At 70.4% G+C, this 23,140-nt stretch carries 27 protein-coding genes; 18 read left to right on the forward strand and 9 right to left on the reverse strand.

Annotated elements, in window-relative coordinates:
• Window positions 1-81 precede the first annotated feature (81 nt).
• The 4 genes from ABFC67_RS07525 (at window position 82) to ABFC67_RS07540 (ending at window position 3,507) form a co-directional block, all read left to right on the forward strand.
• Window positions 82-465 (forward strand): DUF423 domain-containing protein, encoded by a 384-nt coding sequence (locus ABFC67_RS07525; RefSeq protein ID WP_346737428.1) that lies wholly within the window; start codon window positions 82-84, stop codon window positions 463-465.
• 86 nt (window positions 466-551) lie between these two features.
• Window positions 552-1,226: a DNA-3-methyladenine glycosylase 2 family protein gene (locus tag ABFC67_RS07530; RefSeq protein ID WP_346737377.1), complete on the forward strand. Its 675-nt coding sequence runs from the start codon at window positions 552-554 to the stop codon at window positions 1,224-1,226.
• A 4-nt stretch (window positions 1,227-1,230) separates the two neighbouring features.
• Window positions 1,231-2,865 (forward strand): sulfotransferase, encoded by a 1,635-nt coding sequence (locus ABFC67_RS07535; RefSeq protein WP_346737378.1) that lies wholly within the window; start codon window positions 1,231-1,233, stop codon window positions 2,863-2,865.
• Window positions 2,866-2,883: 18 nt separating this feature from the next.
• Entirely contained in the window at window positions 2,884-3,507 is a 624-nt protein-coding gene (locus tag ABFC67_RS07540) for a class I SAM-dependent methyltransferase (RefSeq protein ID WP_346737379.1), read from the forward strand.
• Between the two features lie 374 nt (window positions 3,508-3,881).
• Here ABFC67_RS07540 and ABFC67_RS07545 read toward each other — a convergent pair whose 3' ends face one another.
• The 3 genes from ABFC67_RS07545 to ABFC67_RS07555 all read right to left on the reverse strand — a co-directional run bounded on the left by ABFC67_RS07545 (window position 3,882) and on the right by ABFC67_RS07555 (window position 6,889).
• Window positions 3,882-4,442 carry a D-alanyl-D-alanine carboxypeptidase family protein gene (locus ABFC67_RS07545; protein ID WP_346737381.1) on the reverse strand — a complete coding sequence of 187 codons (561 nt, stop codon included), beginning with the start codon at window positions 4,440-4,442 and terminating at the stop codon, window positions 3,882-3,884.
• 93 nt (window positions 4,443-4,535) lie between these two features.
• Window positions 4,536-5,468 carry a hypothetical protein gene (locus tag ABFC67_RS07550; RefSeq protein ID WP_346737382.1) on the reverse strand — a complete coding sequence of 311 codons (933 nt, stop codon included), beginning with the start codon at window positions 5,466-5,468 and terminating at the stop codon, window positions 4,536-4,538.
• Window positions 5,465-6,889, reverse strand: a complete 1,425-nt coding sequence (locus ABFC67_RS07555; RefSeq protein ID WP_346737383.1) for a transglutaminase-like domain-containing protein — start codon at window positions 6,887-6,889, stop codon at window positions 5,465-5,467. The genes ABFC67_RS07550 and ABFC67_RS07555 overlap by 4 nt, the downstream gene beginning before the upstream one ends.
• Window positions 6,890-6,975: 86 nt before the next feature.
• On the opposite strand from ABFC67_RS07555, the gene purT reads away from it, so the two are divergent.
• The 9 genes from purT to mddA all read left to right on the forward strand — a co-directional run bounded on the left by purT (window position 6,976) and on the right by mddA (window position 13,272).
• The gene (purT, locus tag ABFC67_RS07560; protein ID WP_346737384.1) at window positions 6,976-8,157 is read left to right on the forward strand and encodes a formate-dependent phosphoribosylglycinamide formyltransferase; all 1,182 of its coding nucleotides are present in this window, start codon (window positions 6,976-6,978) and stop codon (window positions 8,155-8,157) included.
• A gap of 133 nt (window positions 8,158-8,290) precedes the next feature.
• Window positions 8,291-8,869, forward strand: a complete 579-nt coding sequence (locus tag ABFC67_RS07565) for a hypothetical protein (protein ID WP_346737385.1) — start codon at window positions 8,291-8,293, stop codon at window positions 8,867-8,869.
• Between the two features lie 166 nt (window positions 8,870-9,035).
• Entirely contained in the window at window positions 9,036-9,638 is a 603-nt protein-coding gene (locus ABFC67_RS07570) for a hypothetical protein (protein ID WP_346737386.1), read from the forward strand.
• A gap of 106 nt (window positions 9,639-9,744) precedes the next feature.
• A complete protein-coding gene (locus ABFC67_RS07575; RefSeq protein ID WP_346737387.1) occupies window positions 9,745-10,278 on the forward strand; it encodes a GNAT family N-acetyltransferase in 534 nt (177 codons plus the stop codon).
• A gap of 106 nt (window positions 10,279-10,384) precedes the next feature.
• On the forward strand, window positions 10,385-10,636 hold the full coding sequence (locus ABFC67_RS07580) for a hypothetical protein (protein WP_346737388.1): 252 nt from the start codon (window positions 10,385-10,387) through the stop codon (window positions 10,634-10,636).
• Window positions 10,637-10,760: 124 nt separating this feature from the next.
• On the forward strand, window positions 10,761-11,153 hold the full coding sequence (locus ABFC67_RS07585; protein WP_346737389.1) for a hypothetical protein: 393 nt from the start codon (window positions 10,761-10,763) through the stop codon (window positions 11,151-11,153).
• A gap of 5 nt (window positions 11,154-11,158) precedes the next feature.
• Entirely contained in the window at window positions 11,159-11,659 is a 501-nt protein-coding gene (locus ABFC67_RS07590) for a GNAT family N-acetyltransferase (protein ID WP_346737390.1), read from the forward strand.
• 90 nt (window positions 11,660-11,749) lie between these two features.
• Window positions 11,750-12,280, forward strand: a complete 531-nt coding sequence (locus tag ABFC67_RS07595; protein ID WP_346737391.1) for a GNAT family N-acetyltransferase — start codon at window positions 11,750-11,752, stop codon at window positions 12,278-12,280.
• 257 nt (window positions 12,281-12,537) lie between these two features.
• Window positions 12,538-13,272: a methanethiol S-methyltransferase gene (mddA, locus tag ABFC67_RS07600; protein WP_346737392.1), complete on the forward strand. Its 735-nt coding sequence runs from the start codon at window positions 12,538-12,540 to the stop codon at window positions 13,270-13,272.
• A gap of 41 nt (window positions 13,273-13,313) precedes the next feature.
• On the opposite strand, the gene ABFC67_RS07605 is transcribed toward mddA, so the two are convergent.
• Complete coding sequence (locus ABFC67_RS07605) at window positions 13,314-14,285, reverse strand: AraC family transcriptional regulator (protein WP_346737393.1); 972 nt, start codon at window positions 14,283-14,285, stop codon at window positions 13,314-13,316.
• A 255-nt stretch (window positions 14,286-14,540) separates the two neighbouring features.
• Between ABFC67_RS07605 and ABFC67_RS07610 the strand changes: the two genes are divergently transcribed.
• A complete protein-coding gene (locus ABFC67_RS07610; protein WP_346737394.1) occupies window positions 14,541-16,214 on the forward strand; it encodes an AMP-binding protein in 1,674 nt (557 codons plus the stop codon).
• Window positions 16,215-16,452: 238 nt separating this feature from the next.
• On the opposite strand, the gene azu is transcribed toward ABFC67_RS07610, so the two are convergent.
• Window positions 16,453-16,911: an azurin gene (gene azu / locus ABFC67_RS07615; RefSeq protein ID WP_346737395.1), complete on the reverse strand. Its 459-nt coding sequence runs from the start codon at window positions 16,909-16,911 to the stop codon at window positions 16,453-16,455.
• A gap of 77 nt (window positions 16,912-16,988) precedes the next feature.
• Window positions 16,989-17,624, reverse strand: a complete 636-nt coding sequence (locus ABFC67_RS07620; protein ID WP_346737396.1) for a glutathione S-transferase family protein — start codon at window positions 17,622-17,624, stop codon at window positions 16,989-16,991.
• Between the two features lie 281 nt (window positions 17,625-17,905).
• Here ABFC67_RS07620 and ABFC67_RS07625 point away from each other — a divergent pair, with 281 nt between their 5' ends.
• From ABFC67_RS07625 to ABFC67_RS07640, 4 genes are all read left to right on the forward strand, one after another.
• The gene (locus ABFC67_RS07625; protein WP_346737397.1) at window positions 17,906-18,409 is read left to right on the forward strand and encodes a DUF1648 domain-containing protein; all 504 of its coding nucleotides are present in this window, start codon (window positions 17,906-17,908) and stop codon (window positions 18,407-18,409) included.
• Window positions 18,410-18,577: 168 nt separating this feature from the next.
• Window positions 18,578-19,192: a GNAT family protein gene (locus ABFC67_RS07630; RefSeq protein ID WP_346737398.1), complete on the forward strand. Its 615-nt coding sequence runs from the start codon at window positions 18,578-18,580 to the stop codon at window positions 19,190-19,192.
• 42 nt (window positions 19,193-19,234) lie between these two features.
• Window positions 19,235-19,564 carry a DHCW motif cupin fold protein gene (locus tag ABFC67_RS07635; RefSeq protein ID WP_346737399.1) on the forward strand — a complete coding sequence of 110 codons (330 nt, stop codon included), beginning with the start codon at window positions 19,235-19,237 and terminating at the stop codon, window positions 19,562-19,564.
• Between the two features lie 101 nt (window positions 19,565-19,665).
• Complete coding sequence (locus ABFC67_RS07640) at window positions 19,666-21,177, forward strand: FMN-binding glutamate synthase family protein (protein WP_346737400.1); 1,512 nt, start codon at window positions 19,666-19,668, stop codon at window positions 21,175-21,177.
• A 29-nt stretch (window positions 21,178-21,206) separates the two neighbouring features.
• Here the strand turns inward: ABFC67_RS07640 and ABFC67_RS07645 are convergent, their stop codons facing one another.
• From ABFC67_RS07645 to ABFC67_RS07655, 3 genes are all read right to left on the reverse strand, one after another.
• Window positions 21,207-21,659: a nuclear transport factor 2 family protein gene (locus tag ABFC67_RS07645; RefSeq protein WP_346737401.1), complete on the reverse strand. Its 453-nt coding sequence runs from the start codon at window positions 21,657-21,659 to the stop codon at window positions 21,207-21,209.
• 81 nt (window positions 21,660-21,740) lie between these two features.
• Window positions 21,741-22,442, reverse strand: coding sequence for an arginyltransferase (locus tag ABFC67_RS07650; RefSeq protein ID WP_346737402.1), 702 nt, complete (start codon window positions 22,440-22,442; stop codon window positions 21,741-21,743).
• A gap of 301 nt (window positions 22,443-22,743) precedes the next feature.
• Complete coding sequence (locus ABFC67_RS07655; RefSeq protein WP_346737403.1) at window positions 22,744-23,139, reverse strand: DUF2007 domain-containing protein; 396 nt, start codon at window positions 23,137-23,139, stop codon at window positions 22,744-22,746.
• Window position 23,140 lies beyond the last annotated feature (1 nt).

Below are 23,140 nucleotides of genomic sequence, written 5' to 3' on the forward strand. Positions count from 1 at the left end.
GGCGATGCCGGCGACGACGGCCGCGCCGGCGCCCGTGCCCGCCCTGGTGCTGGCGCCGTCGACGGACGGCGCATGAGCCGCATGCGCGGCCACGGCATCGCGGTCGGCGCGGCCGGCGCCAGCGCCGTGCTGCTCGGCGCGTTCGGTGCGCACGCGCTGGCCGGCGTGCTCGGCGCCGGCGGACTGTCGCTGTGGCACACCGCCAACGGCTACCACTTCTGGCATGCGCTGGGCATGGCGCTCGCCGTGCTGAGCGCGCGCGAAGGCCGCCGCGCGTGGCGGCTGGCGCTGTGGCTGTTCGGCCTCGGCCTGCCGCTGTTCTGCGGCAGCCTGTACGCGCTCGCGCTGGGCGCGCCGCGCTGGGTCGGCGCGATCGCGCCGCTGGGCGGGCTCGCGTTCGTGCTCGGCTGGCTGGCGCTGGGCAACGCGCTGGGGGCGGGGTTTCCGCGCGCCCCGTCGGAGTGAAGCCGCCCCGCAAGCGCCCCGGCGGCCCACTGGCGCCTGCGCCGGCGCCTCGCGACAATGGGCGCCGGCCCACGGAACTGTCGCCCATGCCCGCTGCCCGCCCCATTCCGCGCGGCTTCGATGTCGCCGCCGCGCAGGCCCACCTGGCGAAGCGCGATCGCCGCCTGGCGACGTGGATGCGCCGGATCGGGCCGATCGAGCGCGACTTCGCCCAGCCGTTCCAGCCGGTCGACGCGCTGGCGCACGCGATCCTGTACCAGCAGCTTTCCGGCAAGGCGGCGGCGACGATCGTCGGCCGCGTGCTGGCGCTGATGCCGCGCAGGCGCATCGACGCCGACGGCATCGCCGCGCAGTCCGACGAGGCGCTGCGCGGCGCCGGCGTGTCGCGCAACAAGATCGCCGCGCTGCGCGACCTCGCCGCCAAGGCGCAGCAGGGCGTCGTGCCGGACGCGCGCGGACTGGCGCGCATGTCCGACGCCGACGCGATCGGGCAGCTGACCCAGGTGCGCGGCATCGGCCGCTGGACCGTCGAGATGCTGCTGATGTCGCGGCTCGGCCGGCCGGACATCCTGCCGGTCGACGACCTCGGCATCCGCAAGGGCGCGCAGGTCGTGCACGGCTGGGACGCGCCGCCGAAGCCGCAGGCGCTGGCCGAGTTCGGCGAGCGCTGGGGACCGTACCGCACGCTGGCCAGCTTCTATCTCTGGCGCGTGGTCGAGGCGGCGCAGCAGGCCGCGCCGACGCGCTGCTCGCAGGACTGAACGCATGAACGCCGCCGCGCCGCTGGTTCCCGACGCCCTGCTGGCCGACTTCCACGCGCTGGCGCCGCGCGACGCCGCGGCCGCGTTCCGCGCGCTGGTCGGGCGCCTGGAAGCCGCGCGCGCGCCGGCCCCGGCCTGGGAGCGCGTCGTCGCCGGACTGATCGGCGGCGGCTTCGCGGTGGCGGCCACCGCGCTGGCCGAGCGCGGACTGGCGTTCCATCCGCACAACGCCGGGCTGCGCTACCTGCTCGGCAACGCGCTGCGCCTGCAGGGCGAGCGCGTCGCCGCCGAGCGCGAGCTGCGCGCCGCGCTGGCCGCGCAGCCGCAGCACGGCGACGCCGCACTGTCGCTGGCGCACCTGCTGCGCGAACAGGGGCGGCTGAACGGCGCGGCGGCGGCGGTGCAGATCCGCTGGAAGCACGCGCCGCGCACGCGCGACGAGGCGCTGGGCGCGGCCACCTTCCTGAAGGAATGCCAGCATCACGCCGAGGCGCTGGAGGTGTGCACGGAAGCGCTGAAGCAGGTCGGCGACGCCGCCGCGCTGCACGCGCTGACCGGCGAGCTGGCGCTGGCGCTCGGCCGCTTCGAGCAGGCGCGCGTGCAGTTGCGCCGCGCGGTCGAGATGGACCCGACGCAGGCGTCGTCGTGGCTGCGCCTCGCCGCCGCGCACAAGTTCCGCAACCGCGACGACGTCGACCTCGTCCTGCTCGAACGCGCCGCCGCCCAGGGCCTGGCGAATGCGGACGCGCGCGTCTGCGTCGGCTTCGCGCTGGGCAAGGCCTACGCCGACCTCGGCGACGTTCCCGCGGCGGCAGGCGCGCTGCGCGAGGCCAACGCGGCGATGGCCGCGCGCGCCGGCTGGTCGTCGAAGCTGTGGCAGAACTTCGTGGAGCGCCAGGTGCGCGCCGCGCCGCTGGCGCCGGTGGCGGTGCCGGACATCGTGCCGGTGTTCGTGGTCGGCCTGCCGCGCACCGGCACCACGCTGGTGGCGACGCTGCTCGGCAAGCATCCGCAGGTGCGCAACCGCGGCGAGCTGAACTGGCTGGCCGCGCTGGCCGCGCACGTCGAGGGGCAGCGCTGGTCGCCGGCGTCGCTGGCGCAGTCGGCCGCGCTGTTCGCCGCGCAGTTGCGCCAGGACGACGTCTCCGCGCGCTGCTACATCGACAAGAACCCGCTGAACTTCCGCCACCTCGGCCTGGCCGCCGCGCTGTTCCCGAACGCGCGCGTGATCCACTGCCGGCGCAACCGTCGCGACACCGCGCTGTCGATCTGGAGCCAGCACTTCGCGCACGCCGACAATGGCTACGCCTACCGCTTCGAGGACATCGCCGCGTTCGCCCAGGGCCACGACCGCCTGATGACGCACTGGCGCGCCACGCTGCCGCTGCCGGTGTACGACCTCAGCTACGAGAAGCTGGTGGCGCGCCCCGACGAGACCGTCGCCGACCTGCTGCGTTTCCTTTCGCTGGAAGCGCCATTGGCGCCCGCGCCCGTGGAGGCGAGGCCGCAGGCGATCGCCACCGCCAGCGTCTGGCAGGCGCGCCAGCAGGTGTACTCGAGTTCGGTCGGGCGCTGGCGCGCCTGGGCCGATCATCTACCCGAGCTGCTCGACGCCTTCCCCAACGAGCGCGCCAGCTGAGCACACGCGAATACGCCGATGAGCAACGAACGCACCGAACACTGGCAGCAGGTCTATGCCACCAAGGGCAGCGACGCGGTGAGCTGGTACCGCCCGCATCTGGACACGTCGCTGCGTTTGCTCGAACGCGCCGGCCTGGGCGCGGGCTCGCGGCTGATCGACGTCGGCGGCGGCGCCTCGACCCTGGTCGACGACCTGCTGGCGCGCGGGCTCACTGCGGTCACCGTGCTGGACATCGCCAAGTCGGCGCTCGACGCCGCGCGGCAGCGCCTCGGCGCGCGCGCCGAGGCGGTGACCTGGCTGGCGGGCGACGTCACCCGCGTTGCGTTGCCGGCTGCGGCCTACGACCTGTGGCACGACCGCGCGGTGCTGCACTTCCTCGTCGATCCCGCCGACGTGACCGCCTACGTCGCGCAGGTGCGCCGCGCGCTCGCGCCCGGCGGCCACGCGGTGATCGGCGGCTTTGCCGGCGACGGTCCCGAGCGCTGCAGCGGCCTGCCGGTCGCGCGCCGCGACGCGGCGGACATCGCCGCGCTGCTCGGCGCCGGCTTCGAGCTGCTGCACGCCGAACGCGAGGCGCACGTCACGCCGTGGGGCGCGCCGCAAGCCTTTGCCTACGCCTTGCTGCGCAAGTCCGCGTAGGGTGGAATCGCCGCGCAGCGGCGCTTCCGCCGTGGTGTCCGCGGCTGCACGTGACATGCGGCGGAAGCCGCTGCGCGGGTTCCGCCCTACGTTGCTTTTGCATGGCGAACGCGAGCCGCACCAGACGCCGTGGGGCGCGCCGCAATCCTTTGCCTACGCCCTGCTGCGCAAGTCCGCGTAGGGTGGAATCGCCGCGCAGCGGCGCTTTTGCCGTGGCGCCCGCGCCTGCACGTGACATGCGGCGGAAGCCGCTGCGCGGATTCCGCCCTACGTTGCGGAGGAATCCCATGGACGCGGATCGACGCGGGCCGCGGAATCCTGTCCGCGCACGTCCGCGTCGCCCCGCATTGCTCCTGGTAGCGTGAAGGGCGGGCTCAGCGCGCGTGCCAGCACCAGTGCCACGGCTCGTAGGCGATGCCGTGCGGATTGCCGCGCGGGAACGACAGCCGGAAGCCGTAGCGGTGCGCGTGCCGGTGCAGCCATCGATAGGCGGGCGAGTCCTCGAAGTCTTCCTCGAGCGGCGTGCAGCCGGGCGCGGTCAGGTCCAGCGCGCGGCCCGAGTGGTGCTCGCTGTAGCCGGGCGCGGCGCTGACGCGCAGGATCGTGGCGATATCCAGGCCGCGTTCGCGTTTGCGTTCGAGGATGCCGAGCTGGTACGCCACCGAGCGGAACGCCGACACCACCTGCAGCTCGACGCCCTGCTCGTTCGCGCCGCCGCGCATGCGCGCGAACGCGGCCGCCGCGCGCGGCGCAAGCCACTGCGGACGGCCGTGGATGTCGGCGCCGATGAAGGCCAGTTGCGACGGCTCGCGCACCGGGCGCAGCCCGTGCAGTCGTCCGTAGTTGCGCGGCACGCCCAGCGCGCGCGCGCGCTCCAGCAGCGCGCGCCAGTCCTCGGTGCGCGGCGGCGGTTGCGGCTGTGTCACGACTTCCATGCGGCTAGCTTAGGCGGCGCCGCGCGCGGCGTCACCTGCGGCGCGGTGTCCGCACGGGCCGCCTCGCGCTGCGCGTCGGGATCGCCGCCCCGCTCAATGCGTCGGCGGCGCGCCCGGGTCGAAGCGCAGCAGCGGCACCGGCAGGCCTTCGCCGGTGACCAGCAGGCTGCGCCCTTCGCGGTCGAAGCCGATCGCCTCGGCCTGCGGCAGCAGCGGCAGGCGCAGCAGCGCGGGCGCGGCGGTGAAGGCCTGCGCCCAGCTTTGGCCGTCCGCGCGCGTGAACACGTAGGCGTTGCGGTAGGTGAGCAGCGCGGCGCGGCGGCCGGGCGGGTCGATGTCGAGGCCGGTCGGCTCGTGGCCGTAGCGCGCGGCGTTGAGCTTCAGCGCGCGCTCGGCGGCGGTCGGCTTCGGGATGGCGGTGATGGTGGCGATGCGCGTCGCCACCTGCTCGCCGTCGCCGCGCGGGCGCAGCGGCAGCGAGTAGACCTGCGGCCGGTCGGTGCGCTTGGTGACCAGGATCACCGTCTGCGTCGTGACGTCGACGCCCACCGCCTCGCAGTCGTGCGCGCCGTCGGGGAAGCGGTAGCGGAGCTTCCACGCCGGCGCGACGCGCGCGTGCACGGGCAGCGGCAGCGCGGGCTCCGCGATCACCACCAGTTCGTAGTGGCCGCGCGTGGCGGCGTTGTCGCCGCTGTCAGCGACCATGAGGTACGGCGTGCCGTCCAGCACGAACGAGGCGATGTCCTCCCAGTCCACGTTGGCGGCGTCGTCGACGCGCACCTGGCCGAGCAGCGCGCCGCGCGCGTCCAGCGCGTACAGGAACGGCTCGTTGCCGGAATCGTCGTGCACCCAGTAGCGGCCGTCGGCGCGGCGTGAGGCGGCGATGCCGCTGATCTCGTCGAGGCGCAGGTCGGCGATGGTGCCGGCCACCTGCGGCGGGCCGAATGGCGCCTCGGCGAATGTCTGCGCCTGCGCGATGGCGCTGCCGAGCACGCAGCCCAGCAGCGCGACGAGGATGCGCCTCACTGCACGTCCTCGACGCGCTCGATGCGCAGCTTGCCCAGCGCGCCCAGGCCCGCAAAGAAGCGCCACGGATCGCCGTCGCCGACGCCGAGCGCGATGTGGCCGGCGTCGAAGCCGTCCAGCGCGGCGTCGTAGCTGCGCCAGCGGCCGTCCACCCAGGCCTGCACCCAGGCGTGCGGCACGAACACGTGCGCCTGCGCGCCGAATTGCGGCACGTACACCAGCCCGTCCAGCACGCGCGCCGGGATGCCCAGCGAACGCGCCAGCGCGGCCAGCAGCACGGCGTGCTCGGTGCAGTCGCCCTCGCGCGTCTGCATTACTTCCAGCGCCGAGGCGTAGCCGACGCTGAGATCCTTGCTGCGCACGTAGCCGTGCACGAAGGCTTCCAGCCGGCGCATGCGCGTGGCCGCGTCGGCCGCGCCCAACGTGGCGTGCCCGGCCAGCTCGCGCAGCGCCGGCGCGTCGGATTGCAGCCAGTCGTTGGCGGCGGTGTCGGCGCGCGTCGGCGGCGCTTCCGCGCCGGCGCGCGCCGTGCCGATGCGCAGGCGCAGCGTGCCGTCCGCCTTCTCCGCGCGCTGCTCGTCGGTGTTCGGCAGATCCAGTGCGGAACCGTCGGCGGTGGCGAGCGTGTAGCGCAGCGCGCCGGCGCGCTCGTTGGCGCTCAGCGCGCGCGGTGACGCGGCCAGCGTCGCGGTGAGGATGTCGGCGGACTGGTTGGGCGCCAGCGCGCAGGCGCGCGAGCAGGCCAGCGCGTCCAGGCGCAGGCCGCCGATCGGCAAGGTCATCTTCTGCGCATCGCCGGCGGCGTCGGTCCACACCGTCGCTTGCGTCGCGCCGCCGCCGATCTCCAGCGACTGCCGCACCTCGGTGAGCGTGCGCCGGCCTTCGGGCAACTCCACGTCGACCGCGCCCTGCACCAGGCCGCTCAGCGTGACGATCTGCACCGCGCTGGGATCGAACGCCGGCACCGTGTAGTGCGCGCCCTTGGCGCTGCCGGCGCGCAGCGCGGCGAGGCGCTGGCCTTCGGCGAGCCGCGCGCCGTCCGGCCAGTCCAGCGTGCGCGTGCGCGCCTGGCCGCCGACCTCGGTGCGCACCTCGAAGCGGCCATCCGGCAGGCGCTTGCCCTCGACGGTGCTGGCCACGCCGGACAGCTCCGTGCGCGAGCGGAACGCCAGCGGCGCGCCTGCGCGCGTCTCCACGCTGGCTTCCTCGTTGCGCATCGCCACCGAGGTGCCGGCGCGGTCGAGCACGATGTCGAGTGTCTGCGTAGTGGTGACGCGGTCGCCGTCGACCGCGCGCGTCTCGTGCAGGTGGCCGATCTTGCGGCCCTCCAGCAGCACGGTCATCCAGGTGTCGCTCGCCGGTGCGGCGAACGCGGGCAGGGCGGCGACGAGCAGGGCGAGGGCGGCGAACAGGCGGCGCATGGCGGTCTCCGGAGTCGGCCTATTCTGCCAGCGCGGCGGCGTCGGGCCAGCGGGTAGAATCGCCGCAACCCCACTGGAGTTCCCGCATGAAGCCGTTCGGCACGCCCTACACCGATACCGCGATCCGCGTGATGCTGCTCGGCTCGGGCGAGCTGGGCAAGGAAGTCGCGATCGAGCTGCAGCGCTTCGCGGTCGAGGTGATCGCGGTGGACCGCTACCCCAACGCGCCGGCGATGCAGCTCGCGCACCGCAGCCACGTGATCAACATGCTGGACGGCGCGGAGATCCGCCGCGTGATCGAGCTGGAAAAGCCCGACCTGGTGGTGCCGGAGATCGAGGCGATCCACACGCCGACGCTGGTCGAGCTGGAGAAGGGCGGATTGCGCGTGATCCCGACTGCGCGCACCGCGTGGCTGACCATGGACCGCGAAGGCATCCGCCGCCTCGCCGCCGAGACGCTGAAGCTGCCGACCTCGCCGTACCGCTTCGTCGACACCGAGGACGAATACCGCGCCGCCGTCGCCGCGCTCGGCCTGCCGTGCGTGGTCAAGCCGGTGATGAGCTCGTCCGGCAAGGGCCAGAGCACCGTGCGCAGCGCGGACGAGATCGGCCCGGCCTGGGAATACGCACAGTCCGGCGGGCGCACCGGCAAGGGCCGCTGCATCGTCGAGGGCTTCGTCGACTTCGACTACGAGATCACCCTGCTCACCGTGCGCCACCGCGACGGCACCAGCTTCTGCGCGCCGATCGGACACCTGCAGGAGCACGGCGACTACCGCGAGTCGTGGCAGCCGCAGCCGATGAGCGCCAAGGCGCTGGCCGAGGCACAGCGCCAGGCCAAGGTGCTGACCGACGACCTCGGCGGCCGCGGCGTGTTCGGCGTCGAGTTCTTCGTCAAGGGCGACCGCGTGGTCTTCTCCGAGGTCAGCCCGCGCCCGCACGACACCGGCCTGGTCACGCTGATCTCGCAGGACCTCTCCGAATTCGCCCTGCACGCGCGCGCCATCCTCGGCCTGCCGATCCCGGTCATCCGCCAGTTCGGCCCTTCGGCGTCGTGCGCCGTGCTCGCCGAAGGCGAAGGCAACCGCCCGCGCATCCACGGCATCGCCGACGCACTGGCCGAACCCGACACCATGCTGCGCTGGTTCGGCAAACCCGAAGTCAAAGGCAAGCGCCGCATGGCGGTGACGCTGGCGCGCGGCGAGGATGTCGATGCGGCGCGCGCGAAGGCGCGGAATGCGGCGGGGAGGTTACGGGTGGAGCTTTGAGGGGCAGGAGGATCGGTCGATGTATGGCGTGGATTCGGTGGGGTATTCAAACGCTCGTAAGTTAATCTGCCACCGTTTTCTTGTCGTTGTTCTTCGCTCAATTGCTGTTCTACATAGATAGGACGAGAGCCAAATGAGTGCTAGGGCCTTTGCAGCGCAGCTCAGAGATACCGTCGTAGATCTCAAGGCGAAGGGGACATTAACTATCGGTTGCGATACCCTGATCGCATACTTAGATGAAGTGTTGAAGTCGCCCTCCGCTGAAATCACGGAACCGGACTTGGCGAGGTACAGAGCCGAGCTAGAGCTTTGGGTGGAACGGCACAGGAATAGTCATTCGGCGAGCCTAGAGCTGTTCCGCTCGGTGATCGAATCCGGCCAAAATGCGATCCGCTCTTCGTTTCTGTTAAATGGAGGGGCCGCTGTTGCTGTGCTCGCATTCATCGGCCATCTGGCGGAGCATGAGCCAAGCAAGGTGTCAGTGTTTTCTGAGAGCCTCCTCTTCTTCGTGATCGGCGTGTTCACAATTGCGGTTACTTCTGGGGTGACGTACCTGAGTCAATGGCTCTATGCCGCCGAGGATGGCGATTGGAAGGAGAGGGCCGGCCGCTGGCTCAATATCGCTGCAATTGTGATAGGTTTATCGTCGTATGGATGGTTCATACTTGGAATGTGTCGTGCCTACACTAGTTTCAAGGACTTCGTGCATTAGCGCGTAGGGTCGGTTGAGCGCGTAGGATGGGCTGAGCGCAGCGAAACCCATCTTCTTGCGGGCGCGTCGGGTTCCGCTGAGCAGGAAACCGGGTATCACCGGATCATGATGGCGATGGAAGAAATGGATTGTGCGCTCGAATATTGAGCTGCATTCGGAGTGCAACATGCAGGGGTACATCGGCTACTTTGGCTTGGAGTCGTGGTGGCTGGAAGAGTTGGAACCACACGAACGCGAACTGATCTGCCAGCGCTACAGCGAGCGTGGCACATCGAACAGTGGTCAGCAATTGCTAGAGGAGACTCGATTCTCCTTCGTTGGAATGTCGCCGGTGCAATTCCTTAATGGTGTCGCAGGCTGCTTTCGCAAGGATGGCGAGCGAGACTTTGCCTACAGGGTTATAGATAAGGCGCAAGCATTAATTACAAGCGATACGCAAATTCTTGACGTGCATTTTCTCATGATGACAAAGATCGAGTTAACGTATCGAGACGTTCGATCTCCAGACGGCATCGAGAGGTGCATTGCGGCGTGCCGCGAGCAAATTGCGATTGCGCCGCAAGCCGCAAACGCATTTCAAAGTGAATATGCGGGACCACTGGTAGAGCACACGGGCTACAAACGGCTCGTCATGCTGCTGGAGGGCATCGGATATTACATCGAGTGTGTGCGAATTTGTGAGGAGGCATTGGCGGCCGGATGGTCGGGTGACTGGGAGAAGCGTGCTGCTAGGTGTCGGGCACGTACCAACCTCGTCGATGGGATCTAATCGTTCGGAATGGAGAGAAAAATGGGGTTAGGTTTATTTTTCGCTTGATTAACGCTCTGGGTTGGTGGGTTAAGCGATTGCATAGAGCATGACCGAAGGAAATGCCGTGACCGCAAGCCTGGACATTCGTGAAATCCGGCGGGAAGAGTTCGGGGTGCTCGGCCGGTTGATGGTCGAGGTGTACTCGCGGCTCGAAGGTTTTCCTTCGCCGGACGAGCAGCCGCGCTACTACGAGATGCTGGCCGACATCGGGCGCTTCACCGAGCGCAGCGGCGCGAAGGTGCTCGTGGCGGTGCTGGGCGGACGCGAGGTGGTCGGCGGCGTCGTGTATTTCGGCGACATGGCCGAGTACGGTTCGGGCGGGATCGCGACGACGATCCGGGACGCCTCGGGTATTCGCCTGTTGGGCGTCGATCCCAGGCATCGGGGCATGGGCGTCGGCAAGGCGCTGACGCGTGCCTGCATCCGGCTCGCCGAAGACGCGGGGCACGCGCAGGTGATCCTGCATACGACGCAGGCGATGCAGGTCGCCTGGGGCATGTACGAGAAGCTGGGCTTCGTGCGCGCGACGGACCTGGACTTCATGCAGGAGGCGCTTCCGGTGTTCGGCTTCCGGCTGCGGCTGGACACGCGCGCGTAGGCGACCCCACGGCGTGGGCGGCAATCGGCGCAATCGCGCAATCGCGCAATCGGAGACGGAGGCAATTAAGTAGGACGTTGATCACGTGTCCACCCGCGTTCGCCGCTTGCTGTATCTGATCGCCGCGCTGACGCTGCTGCTGGTAGCTGCGTGGTCCGCACTCTGGATGCTCTCGTCGTACAGCATGGCGTTTGCGGATTGCCAGGGTTCGTTCTCGCTGTTCGCCGAGCAATTCCGCTGCCGCCAGCCGCAGTTGACAGTGATACTCGGGGTCTCGTCGCTTCTTCTGGCTGCGCTGCTGCTCGCGTTGCGTGCGTGCATTCGGTCACAAGTAGGACGGGTCGAGCGCAGTGAGTAGGATGGGTTGAGTACAGCGAAATCCATCTGCTTGCGAGATGCGCCGGGTTGCGCTGCGGTCAACCGCCCGACGGGCCTCGGATCGGACGAATCCACACGCAGGTTGTTCTTCCGAAGGGGTGCGCATGAAGCCCATCAAGTCGTACTGGCTGCTGCTCGCCGCGGCGGCGAGCTTTTTCGCCGTCGGCATCCCGTACTGGCTGGTGCCATATCACGAGCTCAACCTTCCGAGCGGCTTGCTGACACCGGGGTTGGCCCTCGTCGCTGCCGCCCCGCTGCTGCTGCGCATGTTCCGCCTGGCTTCGTTTTGGCGGGCCACGCTCATGATCGGCGGGTCGGTCGGCGCGGTGGTCATGTCTCGCGTGCTGGTCGATGTCGTGCGCGATGCCACGTCCCACAATCTGTGGCCGATCGAACTCGTCATTGCGCTGGTGGTCGGCCTCGGCTGCGCGCTTGCCGGAGCCGTCGTTGGTACGCTGATGGCCAGGTTGCTGGCCAATGACGCCGAGGGTCATTGAACGTGATGAGCGTACGCGCAGCCGAGAGCGCCGACATCGCGCCCTTGGCGCAGCTCTGGTACGACGCCTGGCAGGACGCGCACGCGCAGATCGTGCCGGCGGAACTGGCGCGGCACCGCACGCTGGAGAACTTCCGGCAGCGGCTGGAAGCGGGACTGCCGCGCGTGCGCGTGACCGGGCCGGTCGGCGCGCCCAGCGGCTTCTGCGTGGTGAAGGGCGATGAGCTGGACCAGATCTTCGTCGCCCGCAGCGCGCGCGGGCAAGGCGTGGCGGCGGCGCTGATCGACGATGCCGAAGCGCGCATCGTCGCCGCCGGTTTCGACACCGGCTGGCTCGCCTGCGCGATCGGCAACGCGCGTGCGGCGCGGTTCTACGAGAAGCGCGGCTGGCGGCGTGCGGGCAACATGGTCGCCAGGCTGGAGATCCCAACGGGCGTGTTCGATCTTGAGGTCTGGCGCTACGAGAAGGCGCTTCGCGTTTGCGGGAAGATTGAACAAACCGACTGACGTCATGCCCGCGAAAGCGGGCATCCATTGCCAACATCGGGATGGGTTCCCGCTTTCGCGGGAATGACGGCTTGTCCAGGGGCTTCTTGGATGACGATCAGGCCACTCGACAACACCGACGCCGCGGCCTACCAGCGCCTGCGCCTGCTCGCACTGCGCGAGAGCCCGACCGCGTTCAGCGCCAGCTACGAGGATGAAGCCGGGCGCGCGCTCGACGACGTCGCGGCGCGCATCGCGCCGGCGGCGGATGGATCGGTCTGCATGCTCGGCATTTTCGTGCAGGACGAGCTGGCCGGCTTCGTCGCCATCATCCGCCCGCAGCGGGCGAAGCTGCGCCACGCCGTCGAATTTGCCGGCATGTACGTCGCGCCGGCACATCGCCGGCGCGGCCTGGGGCGCGCGCTGCTGGAAGCCGCCATCGCCCATGCGTGCTCGCTCGACGGCGTGCGCCACATCAAGCTCGGCGTCAACGCGGCGAACACCGCCGCCGTCGCGCTGTACCGCGCGGTGGGTTTCGAGCGTTACGGCACCGAACCGGACGCGCTGTGCGTGGACGGCACGTTCTACGACGAGGAACGCTACCTGCTGCGGATGGGCGACGGGTTGCCCACGGGCGTCTGAATCGACGCGCACGCCAACCCGACCGCGCTGCGCCGGTTCGGCGCCGGCCCCGTGAACCTTTTCCCGCGCGGGCGGCATCGTCCGGGGAGGGGTGTCGCGTTCGCCAGTCCGGCTTCGCCTGCCGGCCGGGGGCCGGCGCGAGAGGCGGAGCCGGCCGCCTTGCCGCGGCGTCCGGGTCAAACATCGCGGCGGGCAGGCAAATACAGGCGTCGCGAGGACGCCGAGAATGCCCGGCTCTGCCAACCGAGGAGCAACCCATGGGACTCATCGTCTTCGTCTACGGCGTGTTCGCCTACCTGTCGGGCGTGGCCGCGCTGCTGTACCTCATCCTGTTCGTGGGCAACCTGTGGGTTCCGATGACCATCGATTCGGTGGCCACGGGATCGCCCTCGCAGGCCGTGTTGGTGGATCTCGCCCTGATCGCGCTGTTCGGGCTGCAGCACAGCGTCATGGCTCGCCCGAGCTTCAAGGCCTGGTGGACACGCGGCGTGCCCGAGTCGATCGAGCGCAGCACCTACGTGCTGGCCACCGCGCTGGTGACGGCCCTGCTGTGCTGGCAGTGGCAGCCCATCGCCGGCACCGTCTGGAGCGTGGAGTCGCCTGCCGCCCGGCTGCTGCTGCAGGGCCTGTTCTGGTTCGGCTGGGTTCTGCTGCTCCTTTCCACCTTCATGATCAACCATTTCGACCTGTTCGGCCTGCGCCAGGTCTACCTGCGCCTGAAGCGGCGCACCTACACCCCGGTGCCGTTCGTGGAGATGGCCGTGTACAAGCTGATACGCCATCCCATCATGCTCGGACTGCTGCTGGGCCTCTGGTCGACGCCGGACATGAGCTACGGCCACCTGCTGTTCGCGGTGGGGGCCACGATCTACATCTTCATCGGCATCTGGTTCGAGGAACGCAACACGCGCGAGGCATTGGGCGCGGCTTACGAGCGCTACCGCCGCGACACGCCCATGCTGCTGCCGCTGCCGAGGCGCAAGGCGACCTGAACCTGGTTGCGGGGCGGGGCACCGCCGGGGCCGCGGGCTCGCTAGTGCGGGCTCGCGGCCCTTTCGTTGCGGCGCCAGGCGGCGGGCGGGACGCCGAACTCGCGCTTGAACGCGCGGTTGAACGCGGCTTCCGATTCGTAGCCGCAACGCTCGGCGATGCGGCCGATCGCTTCGGGCCCCGAGCGCAGCGCCTTGGCCGCCAGCCCCAGGCGCCAGCGCGTCAGGTACCGCATCGGCGGCTCGCCGATGAACTGGGCGAAGCGCTCGCCGAGCGCGGAACGCGACAGCGCCGACTCGCGCGCGAGGTCGTCCACCGTCCACGCGCGGCCGGGCTCGGCGTGCAGCAGCGCCAGGGCCTTGCCCACGTGCGGATCGCGCAGCGCCGCGAGCCAGCCGGTCTGGCCCGGCGCGAGCGTCGCGGTGTAGTGGCGCATGGCTTCCACGAAGATGAGTTCCGAGAGCTTGGCCAGCAGCGAGCTGGCGCCGGGGCGCTGCGCGCGCGACTCGCTGACGCCCACGCGCAGCAGTTCCACCAGCCAGGCGGCGTTGGGATCGTCCATCACCGGCACCCGCAACATGCGCGGCAGAGAGTTGAACAGGGGCTGGCTCACGCGGCGGTCGAAGGCGAGATAGCCGCAGACGAAGCGCGTCACGGCGCCGCCGCCGCCGTAGCGGATCACCGGCAGCGAGGCGGTGGGATCGCGCGGCAAGCCTTCGGTGCGGATGGCCGGGCACGCGAGGTCGCTACCGAGGAGGTGCGGGTAATCGCCCGAGAAGAGCACCAGGTCGCCGGCGTGCAGCTCCACCACTTCGTCGCCGTCCGCGAGCCGCGCCTTGCAGCTCCCCTCGACCAGGAAATGGAAGAATGCGAAGTGCTCGGAGGTGTCCAGGGCCTGCCTGGCATCGGGCAGGCCGTAGCTCGCCTCGGCGCACCAGGGCGCCGTGAATTCGCCGTCCAGATACACCGCGCCTTGCAGGTGTATGCCGGCGAGGACTTTCGACAATGCGTCCACGGGACTCCGCAACCTCCGGTTGGCCGCGTGCCGGCACCACGCAGCGGCACGGCTTGCGCGAAATATCGTCGCAAAACCGGGGCCGCAGCGCACTTTCCGGGCCAAGCATCCAGGCGCCGCTGCCGCGCGGCCTGGCCGGATGCGGGCGCGGGCGCGCGGCGTTGGCCCGTCGCCGCAGCCGCAACGCATTGTTTACGGCCCCCGGGCGCATACTGGACACAAGCGCTCCAAGCGTGCTCCCGAAGCGCGGCACCCATGTCCAGGCCATGGCTCGCCCAATATCCGCCCGGCGTTCCGGCGGAGATCGATCCCGACGCGTTCGCGTCGCTGAAGGACGTGCTGGCCGCGTCCTGTGCGCGCTTCGCCGATCTGCCGGCTTATCGCTCGATGGGCACGGCGATGACGTACCGGCAGCTCGACGACGCGAGCCGCGCGTTCGCCGCCTGGCTGCAGAAGGTGGGCCGGCTGCAGCGCGGCGACCGCGTCGCCCTGATGATGCCCAACCTGCTGCAGTACCCGGTGGCGCTGTTCGGCGTGCTGCGGGCGGGCATGGTGGTGGTCAACGTCAACCCGCTGTACACGCCGCGCGAGCTCGAGCACCAGTTGAACGATTCCGGCGCCACGGTCGTCGTGGTGTTGGAGAACTTCGCGCACACCCTGGCGCAGGTCATCGAATCCACGCAGGTGCGTATCGTGGTCACGACGCAGGTGGGCGACCTGCTGCCGCCGCTCAGGCGGCTGCTGACGAACGCCGTGGTCAAGTACGCCAAGCGGATGGTGCCGCCGTGGCGGCTGCCCGGTGCAGTGGACTTCAACCGCGCGCTGGCCGCCGGCCGCGCGCAGGCGTTCGACGAGGTGGCGCTCGGCCACGACGACCTCGCGTTCCTGCAATACACCGGCGGCACCACCGGCGTGGCGAAGGGCACGATGCTTACGCACGGCAACATGGTGGCCAACGTGCTGCAGGTGACCGCCTGGGTGTCGCCCAACCTGCGCGACGGCGAGGAGACGGCGGTCATGCCGCTGCCGCTCTATCACGTGTTCGCGCTGATGGGCTGCCTGTGCTTCCTCGGCATCGGCGCGCAGACGGTGCTGGTGGCCAACCCGCGCGACATGCCGGCGTTCATCAAGACGCTCAGGCAGGCGCGTTTCACCGCGATCATCGGCGTAAACACGCTGTTCCGCGCCCTGCTCGATGCGCCCGGCTTCGCCGACGTCGACCTGCGTTCCCTGAAGCTCGCGGTGGCCGGCGGCATGGCCGTGCAGCGCGTGGTGGCGCAACGCTGGAAGCAGCGCACGGGCGTGCCGCTGGTGGAAGGCTACGGCCTCACCGAGAGTTCGCCGGTGGCGATCGCCAACCCGGTCACCATCGAGGAATGGAGCGGCCAGATCGGCGTGCCGATCCCGAGCACCGAGGCAGCCGTCCTCGACGATGACGGCGCGCCTGTCGCGCTGGACGAGGTGGGCGAGATCTGCCTGCGCGGCCCGCAGGTGATGCGCGGCTACTGGAACCGGCCCGAGGAAACCGCCGAGGTATTCACCGCCGACGGCTGGCTGCGCACCGGCGACATGGGCTCGATGGACGAGCGCGGCAACATCCGCATCACCGACCGCAAGAAGGACATGATCGTGGTGTCCGGCTTCAAGGTGTTCCCCAACGAGGTCGAGGACGTGCTGGCGCTGCATCCCGGCGTGCTGGAGGCCGCGGCGATCGGCGTGCCCGATGTGCGCTCGGGCGAGGCGGTCAAGGTGGTGGTGGTGCGCAGGGACGCGATGCTGACCGAAGGCGACGTGCTCGCGCACTGCAAACAGCACCTGACCGCCTACAAGGTGCCGCGCATCGTCGAGTTCCGCAACGAGCCGCTGCCCAAGACCAACATCGGCAAGATCCTGCGGCGCGCGCTGCGCGAAGGTGCCGCCGCCGCCTGAGGAGCCCGCGGGCAAGCCATCATTCCCGCGAAAGCGGGACCGCGAGGCAGGCAGCCGCGGCGACGCCGCGGGCGGCGCGAAGGGCACGCCGCAGGAGCCGTGCGTCATCCCCGCCGCTGTTTTCGATAGGTGCCCGCTTTCGCGGGCATGACGCTCGTCGATTCGTCCGGACCTGCCCCGGGGCACGACGCGGGCCGGGCGCGGCGGCGGAGCCCCCAGCGCCGCCGCGCCCGCCGGCTCACTTGGTGACGACCAGCTTGCCCTTCATCACGGTCCAGTGGCCCGGCACCGCGCAGAAGAAGCTGTAGTCCTCGCCCGGCTTGAGCTTGCTGCCCGGGAACTTGGTCGTGGTGCTCTCGCCGCCGCCGATCAGCTTGGTCGCGGCGATCACCTTCGCGTCGCCCTGGGGCACGTAGCCGGCGGCGACGCCGGCCTTCGCGGCGGCGGTGGTCACCTCGGTCATGTCGGCGGTCTTGCTGATGACGACGTTGTGGCCCATCACCGCCACCGGCAGCTTGCCCGTGTGCGTGAGCTGGACGGTGATCGTCGGGCACGCGGCCGAGACCGTGGCAGTGTTCTTGTCGAACTGCATCTGGTCGTTGGCGTCGAGCTTGATCGTGCAGTTGGGCGCGGCCTGGGCGATGGCGGCGGCGCACAGCAGCGCCAGGCCGAGCAGGGTGCGTGAAGCGTGTTTCATGGGATGACTCCGTGGTGGGGGAGGGGAGGTGGCGATCGGAACGGTTGCCGATGGCGTTCGCGCGACAGGCGATGGCCTTAGTGCGCGCCGTGCGGCTGCCGGCTCTGCGCGGCGCTGGGCCGCTCCGCCACGCGCTCGAACCAGGGCGTGATGCGCGGCAGGCGGCGGTCGAACGGCTGCCGCACCGCCATGCCGAAATCCAGCCACACGTACAACCAGATGTCGGCGGCGGTGAAGCGCGGGCCGCACAGGTACGGGCCGTCGCCCAGCATGCCGTCGAGCCAGACCAGGCGATCCTGCGCGATGCGCTTGAGCCCGGCGGCCGCTTCGGGCGCGACCGGGATGCGGTTTTCGAAGCGCGCCAGGCCTTCGGCGTAGTGGTAGGCGTTGTGGATGAACTCGGTGACGTTGAGCTCGACGCGGCGCCACCACTGCCGCGTCTGCGCGCGCTCGGCGGCGCTGCTGCCGATCAGCGCGGGCGTCGGGTGCAGTTCCTCGAGGTATTCGGCGATCGCCACGGACTCCGCCAGCGACGTGCCGTCGTCGCACTGCAGCGCCGGCGTCTGCCCGGCCGGGTTGATCGCCAGGAACGGCGGCCGGCGGTTGTCGCCGGCGAACACGTCCACCGTCACGGCGGGCAGCGCCAGGCCCTTCTCCAGCAGGAACATGCGCAGGCAGCGCGGGGCGGGGCTATCGGCGTCGTACAGCAGCATCGCGTTCTCCTTGCACGCTTGTGCGCGAACGGACGCAGGTGCGCCGGCGCGCGCCCGCGGCGGCGAAGGGCGATGCGTTTCGCCGCGCGGGACGACACCGCACAGGCTAGACCCGCGCGCAGCGGACGTGGATGATCCGGGTCAATCGGGGTGACGATCGTAAGGATCGGAATCGCTTCGGCCCGCCGATGCAGGCTTGTCGCCGCAACGGCGTGCGCGAAGCGCTGACGTATCGCTGGTCGGTACGCAGCGCCTGGCCCCTCGTTTGACAGGTGGACGTCGTGAAATCCGATGCGTTGTCGAAATTTTTCCCGGTATTCGTGCTGGCGGCCGCCGCTTTCGTCTGGCTCTCCGGGCAGTCGATGCCTGCCGTGGTGGCGTCGCATTTCGGCGCGTCGGGCCAGGCGGACGCGTTCGCGCCGCGCGAGGGCTACGTGCGCTTCATGACGGCGCTGGTGCTGCTGCTGCCCGTGCTGGTGGTCTACCTGCCCAACTGGCTGCTGGCGCGCGTCGGTTTCGCCGTCAACCTGCCGAACAAGCGGTATTGGATGGCGCCCGAACGGCGCGAGGAAACCCTGGCCTACCTGCGCGGCAACGCATTCCGCCTGGGCTATCTGCTGGTCGGCCTGCTCGCCTACGTGCACTGGCTGGTCGTGCGCGCGAACGCGGCGGTGCCGCCGGCGCTGGACGCGGCGTGGCTGGTCGGCGGGCTGGTGGCGTTCGTGGTCGGCGCAGGCGCGTGCGTGCTGGCGCTCGTCCGGCGGTTCGCGCGCGTTCCCGGCTGACGCACACGCTGAACCCGCTGCGGCTTCCCGCCCGCGGCGGCAACGTCGCGGCGGCGTGCGCCCCTGCATCGCGGACATCGCCGCGTCCCGCCACCGAATCGGCAGACGACGCGCAGGCATCCCGCGGTATGCTGCGCGCCTCGCCGAACCGCGCCGGGAACTTCGATCGTGTCTGCTCCACTATCGACCGTCTCGCTCGCAGGTACCATCGTCCGCCTCGACCCGCTGACCCTCGCGCACGCCGCGCCGCTGGCCGAGGTCGGCCTGCATCCGGAGCTGTGGGCGCTGCAGCCGCGGCCGGTGGAAACGGAAGTCGACATGCGCCGCTACGTCGAGCTGGCGCTGGACGACCAGGCGCGCGGCGTCAGCCTGCCGTTCTCGGTCGTGCATCGCGGCGACGAACGCGTGATCGGCTCGACGCGCTACATGGACATCGCCATGGTGCATCGCCGCCTGGAGATCGGCGCCACCTGGATCGCGCCGGCCTGGCAACGCAGCGGCGCCAACGTCGAAGCCAAGCTGCTGCTGCTCGCGCATGCGTTCGAGACGCTCGGCGTGCAGAAGGTGGTGTTCAAGACCGAGACGCTGAACGCGCAGTCTCGTCGCGCCATCCTCGCACTGGGCGCGGTCGAGGAAGGCACCTTCCGCAAGCACCTGATCGCCGACAACGGCCGCGTGCGCGACATGGTCTATTTCTCCATCCTCGATACGGAATGGCCTGCGGCGCGCGATCGCCTGCGGGAACGGTTGCAACGCCACGTGCAGCCGCAGCCGAACACCTGACCGCGCCACGCGCATGGAACCTCCCACGCCGCAGGAATCGACATGCAGCTTTCCGATATTCCGTTCGGCACCACCGACTGGTCGGGCATCGAGCGCACCGAGCACAAGGGCGAGCGCGGCATGGCCTATTGGCGCACGCGCCAGTTCGGCGGCGTGCGCGTGCGCATGGTCGAGTACACGCCCGGCTATTTCGCCGACCACTGGTGCTGCAAGGGCCACATCCTGCTGTGCCTGCAAGGCGAGCTGCACACCGAACTCGAGGACGGCCGCAGCTTCACGCTGAAACCCGGCATGAGCTACCAGGTTGCCGACCAGGCCGAGCCGCATCGCTCTTACACCGACGTCGGCGCGACGCTGTTCATCGTCGACTGAGGCGCCGAGGCGACCTGCGTCGCCGCGCGCGTCGCGCTACCATCGAACCTTGCGCAACGCGACGCCGCCGCGCTGGCACGTCGGCGACGAAGGAGGGAGCGATGGAAGCCGGACTCTCGCGCTGGGTGCTGTTCGCGATCGAGCTGATGGCAGGCCTGTTCCTGCTGGCGCTGGTCGTGCTGCTGGTGTGCGGCGCGGTGCTGTACGTGCTCGACCGCAGCCAGACCGGCAATGCGATCCGCCGCAACTTCCCGGTGATCGGCCGCTTCCGCGCGCTGTTCGAGCACCTCGGCGAGTTCTTCCGCCAGTACTTCTTCGCCTTCGACCGCCAGGAACTGCCGTTCAACCGCGCTGAGCGCACCTGGGTGTACCGCGCGGCGGAGAACGAGGACAACACGCGCGGCTTCGGCTCGACGCGCGACCTCAGCATCGAGGGCACGCCGTTCTTCGCCAACAGCGCGTTTCCGGAGCTGGAGAAGGATGCGGTCGAGGCGCACCCGATCACGATCGGCCCGTATGCGCGCCAGCCGTACAGCCACGCCGCGTTCTTCAACATCTCGGCGATGAGCTTCGGCGCACTGTCGGTGCCGGCGGTGCGCGCGCTGTCGCGCGGCGCGGCCAAGGCCGGCATCTGGCTGGACACCGGCGAGGGCGGGCTGGCGCCGTACCACCTCGAGGGCGGCTGCGACCTGGTGTTCGAGATCGGCACCGCCAAGTACGGCGTGCGCACGCCCGACGGCAGGCTGGACGACGCCAAGTTGCGCGAGGTGTGCGCGCACGCGCAGGTGAAGATGGTCAGCCTCAAGCTCGGCCAAGGCGCGAAACCGGGCAAGGGCGGGCTGCTGCCGGGCGTGAAGGTGACGCCGGAGATCGCCGCGATCCGCGGCATTCCGGCGGGCCGGGACTCGCAGAGCCCGAACCGCCATCCCGAGATCGGCAACGTGCGCGAGCTGCTCGACATGGTCGCGCACGTGCGCGAAGTGTCCGGCAAGCCGACCGGCTTCAAGGCGGTGCTGGGCGACGTCGACTGGATCGCCGAGCTGTGCGAGGAGGTGGGGAAGCGCGGCGTCGAGAGCGCGCCCGACTTCATCATCGTCGACGGTTCCGAGGGCGGCACCGGCGCCGCGCCGCAGACGCTGATGGAGGGCGTCGGCCTGCCGCTGCGCGAGGCGCTGCCGATGCTGGTCGATACGCTGATCGCCGCCGGCCTGCGCGAGCGCATCAAGGTGATCTGCTCGGGCAAGTGCATCACCGCCTACGAGGTGGCGTGGGCGCTGTGCATGGGCGCCGACTTCGTCAACTCGGCGCGCGGCTTCATGTTCGCGCTGGGCTGCATCCAGTCGCTGCAGTGCAACCGCAACACCTGCCCGACCGGCATCACCACCCACGACCCGCGCCTGCAGCGCGGCCTGGTGGTGCCGGACAAGGCCGAGCGCGTCGCCTGGTACGCGAAGAACGTGATGCACGAGGTCGGCACGATCGCGCACAGTTGCGGCGTGCCCGAGCCGCGCGAACTGCGCCGCTCGCATTGCCGCGTGGTCTGCGACGACGGCCTGTCGCGCCGCCTCGACGCGCTGCATCCCTATCCGACGCCGCGCACGCACGCAGCGTGAGCGCGGCGGCTCGGCCGCGCAGGCGCCGCTCAGCGCATGGCCGTGCTGGCCGCGTCGTGGCGCGCGGTCTCCTGCGCCGACACCGCGCGCCAGCGGCCGGCGCGGCGCACGAACACGTCGGTGAACGGCACCTCCACGGTCCAGCCTTGGATGTCGGAATGGACCACGTTGATGCCGTTGGCGATCGCGCAGTCGCCGTAGATGCGCACGCGCAGCTCGCGCAGCGTCTGGGTGGAGCCGGGCGGCGTGTTGCCGCCGGCCAGCGCGTCGGCCTTGCTGCGGAACGTGCCGTTGGCGGACACGTCGACGAAATCGTCGGCGAGGATGCGCTCCAGCGTCGCGCGGTCGTGCGCTTGTGCGGCGCTCAGCCAGAGGTGTTCGAGGCGCTCGATCTCGTCGCGCTCGTGCGTCGCGCCTGCGGCGCGCGCGGCGGCGATCGGCAGGGCGGTCGCGCACAGGAGCGCGAGGACGAAGGTGCGCATGGCTGCGGGCATCGTCGGAACCTCCACGGAGAAGGGCGGCTGGCGGAACGCGCGCGGCGGCCGACGCCAGCGCCGATTTGCCTACAGCGGCTCCCAGCCGCCGCCGCGCAGCACTTCCAGCGGGCGGAAGCGGCGCTTGTAGTCCATCTTCGGATGGCGATCGATCCAGAAGCCGAGGTAGAGGTGCGGCAGCGCGCGCTCGCGGGCGAGCTGGATCTGGCGCAGCACCGCGTAAGTGCCGAGGCCGCGCGCGGCTTCTTCGGGATCGAAGAAGGTGTACACGGCGGAGACGCCGGTCGTGCACACGTCGGTGACCGCGACGGCCAGCAGCCGGCCGTCCTTGCGCAGTTCGAGGAACAGCGTCGGGCTCCACGGCGCGGTCAGGAAGCGGGTGAAGTCCTCGTCGCTGGCGTCGTCCATGCCGCCGCCGCGATGGCGGCCGTGCAGGTAGCGCGCGTACAGCGCGTGGCGCTCGGGGGTGAAGCCGGGCGCGGCGGGAACCAGTTCGAGGTCGGCGTTGCGCGCCAGGCAGCGGCGCTGGCTGCGGTCGGGCTCGAACGCGTCGACCGGGATGCGGCACGGCACGCAGGCGCGACAGCCGGGGCAGTGCGGAATGTAGACGTGGCCGCCGGCACGGCGGAAGCCGCGGCCCAGCGCGGTGGCGTACAGCTCGGGCAGGTCGGCCGCGGACGGATCCAGCACCAGGTTCTGCGCCGTGCGGCCGCGGAAGTAACCGCAGCCGTGGGGCAGGGTCTGGAGCAGCCGAACGCGGTCGGAGCGCATGGGCGGATTCTAGCCACATGCGGGGCCGGGCTGCAGCGGGCGGGCGTCACGGAAGCGAGGGCCGCGAGCCTGCCATTTTTCCCGGCGCGGGCGCAGGCCGCCGGGGGGGGCGCACCTCGTCCGCGGCAAGGCGCGCTGCGCGCGTCCCCCTCCCTCCAGCCCCGTTGAGGAGAGGGAGACAAGCGCCGCCGCCGCATTGATTTCCAGGCGCCCCCACGGGGAGCGGGGTGGGCGAGGCGCGCCGCCCGCGGGAAGGACGCGCTTTACCGCGGGAAAACGTACGCGGACGGACGCGGCGGTTTCAGAACACGCCCATCATCTTCAGCACCACCAGCAGGAACATGGCGCCCACCGCCGCTACCAGCGCCATGCGCACGCGCGCGGCGACGTAGGCGTGGCGCGCCGGGCCGGGCGCGCCGGGTTGGCGTTGCGCGGCCAGCTCGTTGGCGTAGCGCGTGGCCGGCTCGATGCCGATCTCGCGCAACACCTTGCGCGCGCGGGTCTGGTCCTCGGCGCGGGTGATCCACACCTTCGGCCAACCCTCGCCGGTGTCGCGCGCCGAGTAGCTGAAGCGGCTGTAGCTGGCCCGCTCGTAGACGCGGCGGTCGGTCACCGTGGTCTCGATGCCGTGCTCGGCGAGGAGCTGCACGACCCGCTCGATGTTCTCCGGGCGCGGCGAGGTGTAGATCTGACGCATG

Origin of the sequence: Mizugakiibacter sp., assembly GCF_039680435.1 — a bacterium.
In the GTDB taxonomy this organism is placed as follows: Bacteria; Pseudomonadota; Gammaproteobacteria; order Xanthomonadales; family Rhodanobacteraceae; genus Mizugakiibacter.